This window comes from Hydrogenispora ethanolica (assembly GCF_004340685.1).
GTDB classification, from domain to species: domain Bacteria; phylum Bacillota; class UBA4882; order UBA8346; family UBA8346; genus Hydrogenispora; species Hydrogenispora ethanolica.
This window is the reverse complement of record NZ_SLUN01000070.1, coordinates 1-9,054: the sequence shown is the minus strand read 5'-3', so window position 1 is coordinate 9,054 and position 9,054 is coordinate 1. Positions and strand designations below refer to the sequence as shown.

The following is a 9,054-nucleotide window of genomic DNA, read 5'->3' as shown; positions in this document are numbered from 1 at the left end:
TATTCAGGCTCCCGGATGCAAGGTTTTTGTTCTTTTATCGCTGTTTTCCTTGGATCTATTATACCACAAATAGCTCTTAAACTTAGTATTATCAACCCTTTTATCTCTGTTCAGCGAACCCTATTTACATCAAACTTCCTTATGAAACCTTTACTCGTAAAGAAAAACCGATTACCAGACAACGAATGGTTCCGATAGCAGCTGTTGCCGCAATCTATCTTCAACCGGCGGAAACAACGGATGGTCTCTTTCCCGAAGAGGAGACGATTGCGACATTTAAAAATTCCTATCTCCTCATCAGTAATCGTGATGACGCCCCAAGAGAAGCAGCCCAAGCTTACGCTAAACGTTGGAGGATAGAAGTTTTCTACCGGACAATCAAACAAGACCTGGGATTAACATCCTGCTATGCAAGATCCGAAACAGCCCATTTGGCTCATGTAGAGCTTATCTTTACGGCAAAGAGTCTTCTTTGTTATGCGAATTGGATTTGCAATAGAGAAGGCGCCGAGCAAGCCCCAACTCACAGCGAAATGGTAAGGTGCTTTTTCAACGCCAGCTGTCGGATCTACTGTAACCAGCAGCAGATCCAAGTCTTTTTTGACATAATAGCTAAGCGTTTTGCAAGTCTTATTGAAATGTTTTGGCCATTCAAGTTGGAGCTTGGCTTATGGCTCTGGAATTGGAATTTTTACCCTGCAACTGCATGAGTCCTGTTTTCTACTAAAAAATAATCGCCAACGCCTATCGCAAGTATAATAAACGTTGACAGTTGAAGAATATTGAATTCATGTCCGCGCTTATCCCCCCTGCGAAACAAGTTTGAATCCAGGCCGGAGCTAAATCACGGAAGCCCGCCGGGATAAAACGACCCGAGGATTAAAGCGGCGAGCGCCAAGATCATCGCGGCCAGCACCCCCAATACCCCCAGGCGGAAGTTTTGCCGCCACAACCAGACGGCATAAGAAACGAGTTTAATGCTTATAAGGCCCCAGATAATATATCCCCATGTCCCCAGCAATCTTATTCCCCCTCCCGGACGGCGTTTTTACAGATAATCAGGCCGGTACGGGGCGCATGGACCCTTACTTGAAGCTTAACCGGCATCTGGCGGAAAGCCGCCCGCCAGTCCCATGCCTGCCATTCGTTCCAATCGGCAACCAGCCAGCGGGCTTTATGTCCGAATCCGAAAATATCGGTTCCCAAAGCTTGCGCTTTGTTCAGGACGCTCCGGCATTGCTCTTCAATCCATGCCTCGGCGCTCTTTTCGATCCGGTGAATATTGCCCGGCAGTTCATAACTTTGCCCGGTTTCGATCCCGGTGATATCCGCCGATAGCTCTAGGCCCACTCCGGCCTCGGCCTTTGCGCCGTTTTTTCTGACAAATAATTTGGGCCTTTGTCTCTGGCTAATCTCGATTTGCAGGATTGAACCCGGCTGATACAGATCGGGAATGGCAAGGAAAATCCGGCTTAACTCGCCCCGGATCATGGAAAGAGCCATAGTTTCGTTGCCATTCAATTTACCAGCCATCATTCCCTTTTTAAAAACAGCGGTCCCTAAAAACTGTAACGATCCTTCACCGGAAAGGAATGAATTCCCCGCCGTCCCTTCACCGGGATCGCCGCCGGAAGATTGGCTGTTTGAAGGCAACGGGTCCGCCTTAATATTATCCAATTGGTATTTATTGGCGCGTGGGGCCACCAGCGCGGTAATCGGGTCCTCGCCTTTCGTCTTCAAGGCGTTATAAAACCATAACATCTGATTGCGCGGTGTAAATCCCACATGGCCCTGAGAGATGAACATCAATTCCAAAAATTTGGCAGGATTGTCTTCGTTGGGGGGAATAATGCTTTCAATAACCCGGTCGGCTTCTCCCTGGGCCACCGCCAGATATAGGGTGCGCCGGAATTTCCGCCAGCGGGTCATGATATCAAAATAAGGCCGGAGATCGGTTTTGGCCAATTCCTCGCCAAAGATGATCATTTTAATATGTCCCAGTTCCATCTGGCGTTCCAGAATGGTATTGATTAAATTTAGGCCTGAGAAAAGACCGGGAGCTTCAGTGGTAAAAGTCCGGACTTTGTTCACCGCCATGGTTTGAACTCCTGATTCGGCGGCAACCGGCAAATTTGGCCTTCCCGTACCGGCCAGGACGGAGATGCGGATATTTTTCCCGGCGCCGCGATCCAATCCAAGGGCCAGAATATAAGCGGCTTCATCGATCTCCCGCTGGCCCCAGCAGCCGCCAATGATGAATAAACTTAAAATTAAGAGCGTTATTTTTATCGTTTTCTTAGACATTGGTTTGCTTACCATGTTTTCCACGCGCTGCCGCGATCAGATAAATCAAAGCGGGAATCAGAAATGCCGGTATCCAGGCCAGACGCCCCTGAATCAGATTATCCCAAAAAACTGCGGTATTATAATCATGCAGCAGTAAAGCGGCGGCAAGTACCGTAAAGGCCATGATTCCAATTAACGGCTGGTAATACGGCATTTTAAAAACCTTGGCCACACCGGCGGCGGTGAAATAAAACCGCAGGCTCAAGGATAACATGGTAATCGTCAGCCATACCAAAACGAAGATAAATTCCACCCGCTGGTAAAAGCGGCCAAAATAGATGGAACGGGAGATCTCATAAAAGGGAAAGCTATGTTCCGCCGCTACGCCGGGTGGAAAGACCATTTGGCCAATGAGCATTGCTCCGGTTAGTAAAATTCCCGCCAATGCAATCAGGTAAAACCCGGCGGCCGCTTTTTTTTGGCGCGGCAGAAAGGGGGCCAGAAATCCTAAAAAGACGACTTCACTTACAAGAGAGCTTCGGGCAAGGCTGTTAGCGGCAATCTCCCGAAGCCCCGGCCCCCAAAACGGGGCCAGATAATCGAGCTTCAAATTTCCATACTGGAGTAAGAAAATGCCAATCCCCCCGATGAGTAAAAAAGGGGTCGCCAGCGCGGCTACTCTGGCGGTCGGTTCCAGTCCCCAGCCAGCCGGAAGCGCCATGACGGCTGCCAGGAGAATGATCACCACCAGCAGCGGAAATTGCGGCAAGGCGGTTCCGATAACCGTCTCCGCGATCTGTCGCAGCAAGAGAACAGTGCTGATAAAGAAATATACGATTAAGATTCCGGAGAGCATTTTTCCAATCACCGGCCCGGCGGCCCTCTCGGCGATTCCGGTCAGATCCTCGCCGGGAAACCGGGTTAGTAAAGCGGCCAGCGGTAAATAAAATATTAATCCCAAAAGACACCCGGCCAATACCACCAGCCAGGCGGCGCTCAGATTTTCCTGAATGATCCCGGATGAATAGGAAAGAAAAATCTTCCCCAGAGTGGGCCAAAGCAATAAAGCAACCGCCTCAAACAGGCCGATACGGCCTTCTCTAATCATTAGACTTTCCTCCTTCAGGTAATTCCGGCGCCATTGGCTCGGAAGACTGTTCTTTTAACCAGCCCCGGCTGTCTTCCGGCTGCCGCAGGATCTGTCCGGGATCGAGGAAATCGGGGCGCTTCTCCCGCAACCAGACCGGACTCATCAGGACGATGTCCTTGCTCCGTTTGGTGAAGGGAGCAATCGGGGCGAACATGGGCACGCCGAAACTTTTCTGTTTGACCAAAAGATGCAGGTGGATGAAGACACCGATCACGATTCCGATCAAGCCGGAGAAAAAGGCCATCAGGATATAGAAGTAACGGGTCAGCCGGAAACTTAAACCTACTGAAAACTCCGGCATCACAAACGCGGCAATGGCGGTTAACAAAATGACCAGCAACAACACCGGATTGATCAGATGGGTAAAAACGGCGACTAGTCCCAAAACCACGCCGATAACGATGATTAACGGCGCCACCACATTGCGCGGCCCCCGGTGCGCGGCTTCGCGCATAATCTCAAAAACCAGCTCAATCAGGATTACCTCTACAATCGTCGGCAGCGGCGAATATTGCTTAATGGCCACCAGACTAAAGAGCAGATCGGTGGGGAGCAGCTCCGGTTCATAGAGATTGGCGACGATATATAATGAAGGCAGAAAGACCATGATAAAAGCGGCCAAGATCCGGACCAGGCGCATAAAAAGGCCGTAGGGCCACCTGACGTTGTAATCTTCCGCCGCGTGCAACAGGCTGATCAGGGTCGCGGGCATCAGCAAGGCCTGATAACTGCCGTCAACCAGCACGGCGATTTTGCCTTCGGCCAGTCCGGCGGCAATCCGGTCCGGCCTTTCGGTAACTAAAATCTGGGGATATGGGTGCCACCACTTGTCTTCAATAAGCTGTTCCAGCATGCCGCTATCGGATAGATGGGCGATTTTCAGGCTTTGAATCCGGCGTTTGACCTCCGCCACAAGCCTTGGATTGGTAATCCCGTTGACTGACAGGATGGCGATACGGGTCCTGCTTAATGAACCGACTTCCAGATTCTCATAGGCAAAACGGTGGGTCCGGAGCCGTTTTTGGACCAAAGCCAGATTGGTTTCCAGGTCTTCGGTGAAGCCTTCCTGGGGGCCGCGCACCGCCCGTTCGTGTATGGCTTCGGATACGGCCCGGTAGGGGGCGGCCCCGGTCCGGGCAATGAGAAAACGGGTTTCCCCTTCAAGCAGGACCAGGCTGCTCCCCTGCAGAAGCTGTTTGATCCCCCCGTTTAAATCACCGGATACCCGGACTTCCCCGGCGGTAAGACCGGCCCGGATAGTTTCGAGGGATAATTTTCCCATCCGGCTGATGGGTCCGATGAGATTGCGGCTGACCGTATCCAGCCCGGCCAGTTTTTCCAGAAAAAAGATGGCGGCGGTTTTTCCGGAGACGGTAATTTCCCGGCGGCTTAAAGCCTGGTTTTCTCCCCCGCTGAAGACGGCTTCGATCAAACGGCTATCGGACTCAAGGGCACCGGTGAGTTTCCGTTCCGGCGGAACAATTACGGATTCATCCGCAAACTGTTCCGGCAGGGTAACTGTCTCCCGGACTTCTTCCGGTTCATCACCGGCCATCAGAAAGCCTGGTTCAGGTTGGGGTTCCTTGAAAGCAAAGATATTTTTAATCGTCTTAATTAATGGCAACAGAATCACCTTTTGCTATTATTAGCAGCCGGTGGGTTTATTATTCGGGCTATCCCGTTAATTAATCGCGTTAAAATCAGCATATACCAACTATATGTATTTTTTCCGTTCATTCTTACTGCTTCTCTCCACTTTTTTTCTTGATAAAAACAGATTGATCCGACTGTCTTTTCCGATTGGACTTGATTACCCATGCCATGAAATGATACGTATAGCTTGAAAAAAAGCTAAAAACGAGAGAAACAAGCAAATAATTACGGATAGATATTTTTATCGCCTAATAATCAATCTCTTTTCCGGCTTTTTTCCCTTGAAAAAATTAAGCGGGCTGACTAAAATATTTTTTTAGAATTAGCACTCAACGGCAGAGAGTGCTAACAGCAATCACTTAAGGAGGGATATTATGAATATCAAACCTTTAGGAGAAAGAGTCGTGGCAAAAGTCTTGGAGAGCGAAGAAAGGACTAAAAGCGGGATTGTCCTTCCCGACACCGCCAAAGAAAAACCCCAGATGGGAAAAGTGCTGGCGGTGGGGTCCGGTAGGACCCTGGAAAATGGCCAGAAAATCCCTTTGGAAGTAAAGGCCGGAGATAAAGTCCTCTTCGCGAAATACGCCGGGACTGAAGTCAAGCTTGACGGCGAGGAATATATGGTCTTAAAAGAGAACGATATTCTGGCCATTATTCCAGAATAGACCGGTTTACCCGGAACAATCAAAAAACATCCCGATTGGAGGTAAATAATGATGGCAGGAAAACGAATATTGTTTGCTGAAGATGCGCGTCACGCTTTGGAACGGGGCGTTAATACTTTAGCGGACGCAGTAAAGATAACTTTAGGCCCCAAGGGACGGAACGTAGTTTTGGATAAGAAATACGGCTCCCCGACCATTACCAATGACGGTGTCACCATTGCTAAGGAGATCGAACTGAAAGATCCCTTTGAAAACATGGGAGCCCAACTGGCCAAGGAAGTCGCCACCAAGACCAATGACGTGGCCGGTGATGGAACGACCACCGCGACCTTGCTGGCCCAGGCCATGGTGCGGGAAGGCTTAAAGAACGTGGCTGCCGGGGCCAATCCGATGATCTTAAAGAAAGGGATTGAGAAAGCGGTTGGCGTAGTGGTTGATGAGATTAAAAAAGTCAGCAAACCGGTGGACAAAAAGGAATCCATATCCCAGGTAGCGGCCATCTCCGCCGCCGACGAGGAGATCGGCAAACTTATCGCCGAGGCCATGGAGAAAGTCGGCAAGGACGGGGTGATTACCGTTGAAGAGTCCAAGACCATGGGGACCAATTTGGAAGTGGTTGAGGGAATGCAATTTGACAAGGGTTATGTATCCCCTTATATGGTTACCGACTCCGAGCGGATGGAGGCGGTGCTGGATGAACCCTATATTTTAATCACCGATAAAAAGATTAATTTAATCAAAGATCTGCTTCCGGTTTTGGAGAAGGTCATGCAATGCGGTAAACCGCTGCTCCTGATTGCCGAGGATGTGGAAGGCGAGGCTTTAGCTACATTAGTCGTCAACAAACTACGCGGCACTTTGAATGTCGTCGCGGTGAAAGCTCCTGGCTTCGGTGACCGGCGGAAAGCGATGTTAAGCGATATCGGGGTTGTCACCGGCGGACAGGTAATTTCCGAGGAAGTCGGTGCAACCCTGGAAAATACGACGCTGGATATGTTGGGCCAGGCAAGACAGGTTAAGGTCACCAAGGATGAGACCACCATCGTGGACGGCAAGGGCGACGCCAAGGAGATTAAAAACCGGATCAGCCAAATCAAGGTCCAGATTGAGGAGACCACCTCCGATTATGACCGGGAAAAATTGCAGGAACGGCTGGCCAAACTGGCTGGCGGCGTAGCCGTAATTCAAGTCGGAGCCACGACCGAGACCGAAATGAAAGAGAAAAAACACCGGATCGAGGATGCTTTATCGGCAACGCGGGCCGCGGTGGAGGAAGGCGTGGTTCCCGGCGGCGGCGTCACCTTATTACAGATTGCTCCGGCGCTTGATAAAATCAAGGAAAACGGTGATGTGGCCACCGGTATATCGATTGTCCGGAAAGCGCTGGCTGAGCCTTTAAAACAGATTGCCAACAATGCCGGTGTCGAAGGTTCGGTGATCGTCGAGAAGGTCGTTTCCATGCCGGCCGGACAGGGATATAACGCGTTGACCGGCGAGTTTACCGATATGGTGAAAGCGGGGATCATCGACCCGGCCAAAGTAACCCGGAGCGCGCTGCAAAACGCCGCCAGTATCGCCGCCATGTTGTTGACCACCGAGTGCCTGGTGGCGGAGATCCCCGAGAAGAAACCGCCGGTAGTTCCACCTCACGGCGGCGGAATGGATATGGATTATTAAAATAATCAAAGTTGAATATTTGAAAAATCGTCCCGGACTTCGTCTTCCGGGGCGATTTCTTTTTATTCTTCTTGGCTCATTGCGATTGGGCATCCCATACAATCTCGACGGTGCGGTAAAGCAGCGAGAACTCCTCCGGATATTCCCAATCCGTCTCCGGTTTAAGATAATTCATCAATTCCCGGTTTTCCCGATCATACACATGCCACTCCAGGCATTTTACCCGGCCCGATTGGGTAATATATTTCGTCATTTTACGAAGGGTATTGGCGGAATCTTTGGTCTCGCTCATCACCCAGAAAGTAATTCCGCCGTTTGCCTTATCTTTGGCAATGCTTTCCACATCAACATAGTCCGTCCGGCTTTCCCCCGATGACAGGTCAGCGTCCCCACCAGGACCCAGTTAGCGGCGGATACCGGCTGAACGGACAATATAATAATCAGAATTATGACAAACCAAATTTTCCTTTTCATTACCCATTACCCCATTGCCATTGCTATCATAAGCTAATTCCTTGAGCGTTACCCAATTACCGTCTAATTGACGCTGAATTCGACGGAATTCTCCGAAGATAGGATCATAAAGAACCTTACCATACTGCCAACCGGCGGTATCGTTGCCAAATTGAAACGATATGATGCTATTGGCATCATCATATGTCACACTTCGGGTAAATCCAACCTTAGGATCGGGATTATCAAGGGTTTCAGTGGTCAATCTGCCGATGCCGTCATAGCTATAAAGAAAAGAGTTCCCTTTCGGATCCGTCGCTTGGATGGGCTTGCCATTATCAAAACCGGACTGCTGGTTAGCATCCATATCATAACTGTAAGATGCAATGGTAGTACCGTCTTGTTTGTAAATTCGAGTTAAATACGCATAATTGTACTTCCAGGAATAATCAAAATAAAGTATATTGCTATTGGCATCTTTCGTCGCAATCATGTTCCCATACTGATCATAGGTATAGAACGTATACTCAGCCTAGGTACGACGGATGTTCCGCTACCGTTGTAACAGTTAAACTTTTGAACTGTGATGGTCATTATGTTTCCATTGGAATCAGTAATGGTTTCCGTATCATTTTCGGGATTAAATTGAAGATGGGTTCCGTCATTCAAATAAACTTCATTAATTTGATTACCGCTTTGTGAATAAGGGGTTGCATAGATGACCCCATTTGAATTAACCACATTAAACCGTTGTTGCCCAATGGAATAATTATTTGAAATAACCGTCCCATATTTATACCCCGTTCCGCCAGGAAGGTAAGGTACAGTGTAAAATTTCCGTCATATGTAAAGAAACACGGCAGCGACCACCGCCATTGATTGTTGATCGCCAAGGGATTCTTATCATAGCCGTTACTGTCATAACTAACACTGCCATCCGCAAACGTCCTTTCCAAAGGTAAATTCAAGCCTCGCCCTTTCAGAGCAATTATTGGTGCAACAACCGAAGTTTGGACATCTGCTAAACAAATATGTTCTTCCCCGCTATTGACGTAATCCACAAAAGAACTCAAGCGATGATTATAAATTTAGATCCGGAAGGGCTTTACCAGAACATATGTTCGTGATAAAATAAACTAAAGAACAAATGTTCTGGGAGGGAATCCAATG

The 9,054-nt window shown here is 49.1% G+C and carries 10 protein-coding genes; 3 read left to right on the top strand and 7 right to left on the bottom strand.

What is annotated here, in order from left to right:
• The first annotated feature begins 185 nt into the window (after positions 1 to 185).
• Positions 186 to 710: a transposase gene (locus tag EDC14_RS26175; protein WP_132018291.1), complete on the top strand. Its 525-nt coding sequence runs from the start codon at positions 186 to 188 to the stop codon at positions 708 to 710.
• 134 nt (positions 711 to 844) lie between these two features.
• Here the strand turns inward: EDC14_RS26175 and EDC14_RS27025 are convergent, their stop codons facing one another.
• Genes EDC14_RS27025 through EDC14_RS26160 form a run of 4 tightly spaced genes read right to left on the bottom strand, consistent with a single transcriptional unit; the run spans position 845 to position 5,060 of the window.
• The gene (locus EDC14_RS27025; protein ID WP_165908344.1) at positions 845 to 1,021 is read right to left on the bottom strand and encodes a hypothetical protein; all 177 of its coding nucleotides are present in this window, start codon (positions 1,019 to 1,021) and stop codon (positions 845 to 847) included.
• 2 nt (positions 1,022 to 1,023) lie between these two features.
• Positions 1,024 to 2,304: a Ger(x)C family spore germination protein gene (locus tag EDC14_RS26170; RefSeq protein ID WP_165908343.1), complete on the bottom strand. Its 1,281-nt coding sequence runs from the start codon at positions 2,302 to 2,304 to the stop codon at positions 1,024 to 1,026.
• On the bottom strand, positions 2,297 to 3,394 hold the full coding sequence (locus tag EDC14_RS26165) for a GerAB/ArcD/ProY family transporter (protein WP_132018284.1): 1,098 nt from the start codon (positions 3,392 to 3,394) through the stop codon (positions 2,297 to 2,299). Before EDC14_RS26165 ends, EDC14_RS26170 begins: the two co-directional genes overlap by 8 nt.
• Complete coding sequence (locus EDC14_RS26160; protein ID WP_132018281.1) at positions 3,387 to 5,060, bottom strand: spore germination protein; 1,674 nt, start codon at positions 5,058 to 5,060, stop codon at positions 3,387 to 3,389. The genes EDC14_RS26165 and EDC14_RS26160 overlap by 8 nt, the downstream gene beginning before the upstream one ends.
• 403 nt (positions 5,061 to 5,463) lie before the next feature.
• Between EDC14_RS26160 and groES the strand changes: the two genes are divergently transcribed.
• Positions 5,464 to 5,754, top strand: coding sequence for a co-chaperone GroES (gene groES, locus EDC14_RS26155; protein ID WP_132018278.1), 291 nt, complete (start codon positions 5,464 to 5,466; stop codon positions 5,752 to 5,754).
• Between the two features lie 51 nt (positions 5,755 to 5,805).
• The gene (gene groL / locus EDC14_RS26150) at positions 5,806 to 7,431 is read left to right on the top strand and encodes a chaperonin GroEL (RefSeq protein WP_132018275.1); all 1,626 of its coding nucleotides are present in this window, start codon (positions 5,806 to 5,808) and stop codon (positions 7,429 to 7,431) included.
• Positions 7,432 to 7,507: 76 nt separating this feature from the next.
• Here the strand turns inward: groL and EDC14_RS26145 are convergent, their stop codons facing one another.
• The 3 genes from EDC14_RS26145 to EDC14_RS26135 form a co-directional block, all read right to left on the bottom strand.
• A complete protein-coding gene (locus EDC14_RS26145; protein ID WP_132018272.1) occupies positions 7,508 to 7,774 on the bottom strand; it encodes a hypothetical protein in 267 nt (88 codons plus the stop codon).
• 60 nt (positions 7,775 to 7,834) lie between these two features.
• A complete protein-coding gene (locus EDC14_RS26140; protein ID WP_132018269.1) occupies positions 7,835 to 8,377 on the bottom strand; it encodes an RHS repeat domain-containing protein in 543 nt (180 codons plus the stop codon).
• Positions 8,378 to 8,549: 172 nt separating this feature from the next.
• Positions 8,550 to 8,945, bottom strand: a complete 396-nt coding sequence (locus EDC14_RS26135; protein ID WP_132018266.1) for a hypothetical protein — start codon at positions 8,943 to 8,945, stop codon at positions 8,550 to 8,552.
• Positions 8,946 to 9,054 lie beyond the last annotated feature (109 nt).

Bases quoted from the DNA above. Each gene is read 5' to 3' on its own strand.
- EDC14_RS26170 (WP_165908343.1), bottom strand. From the start codon at position 2,304: ATGTCTAAGAAAACGATAAAAATAACGCTCTTAATTTTAAGTTTATTC.
- EDC14_RS26140 (WP_132018269.1), bottom strand. From the start codon at position 8,377: ATGATTGCGACGAAAGATGCCAATAGCAATATACTTTATTTTGATTAT.
- EDC14_RS26175 (WP_132018291.1), top strand. From the start codon at position 186: ATGGTTCCGATAGCAGCTGTTGCCGCAATCTATCTTCAACCGGCGGAA.
- groL (WP_132018275.1), top strand. From the start codon at position 5,806: ATGGCAGGAAAACGAATATTGTTTGCTGAAGATGCGCGTCACGCTTTG.
- groES (WP_132018278.1), top strand. From the start codon at position 5,464: ATGAATATCAAACCTTTAGGAGAAAGAGTCGTGGCAAAAGTCTTGGAG.
- EDC14_RS26165 (WP_132018284.1), bottom strand. From the start codon at position 3,394: ATGATTAGAGAAGGCCGTATCGGCCTGTTTGAGGCGGTTGCTTTATTG.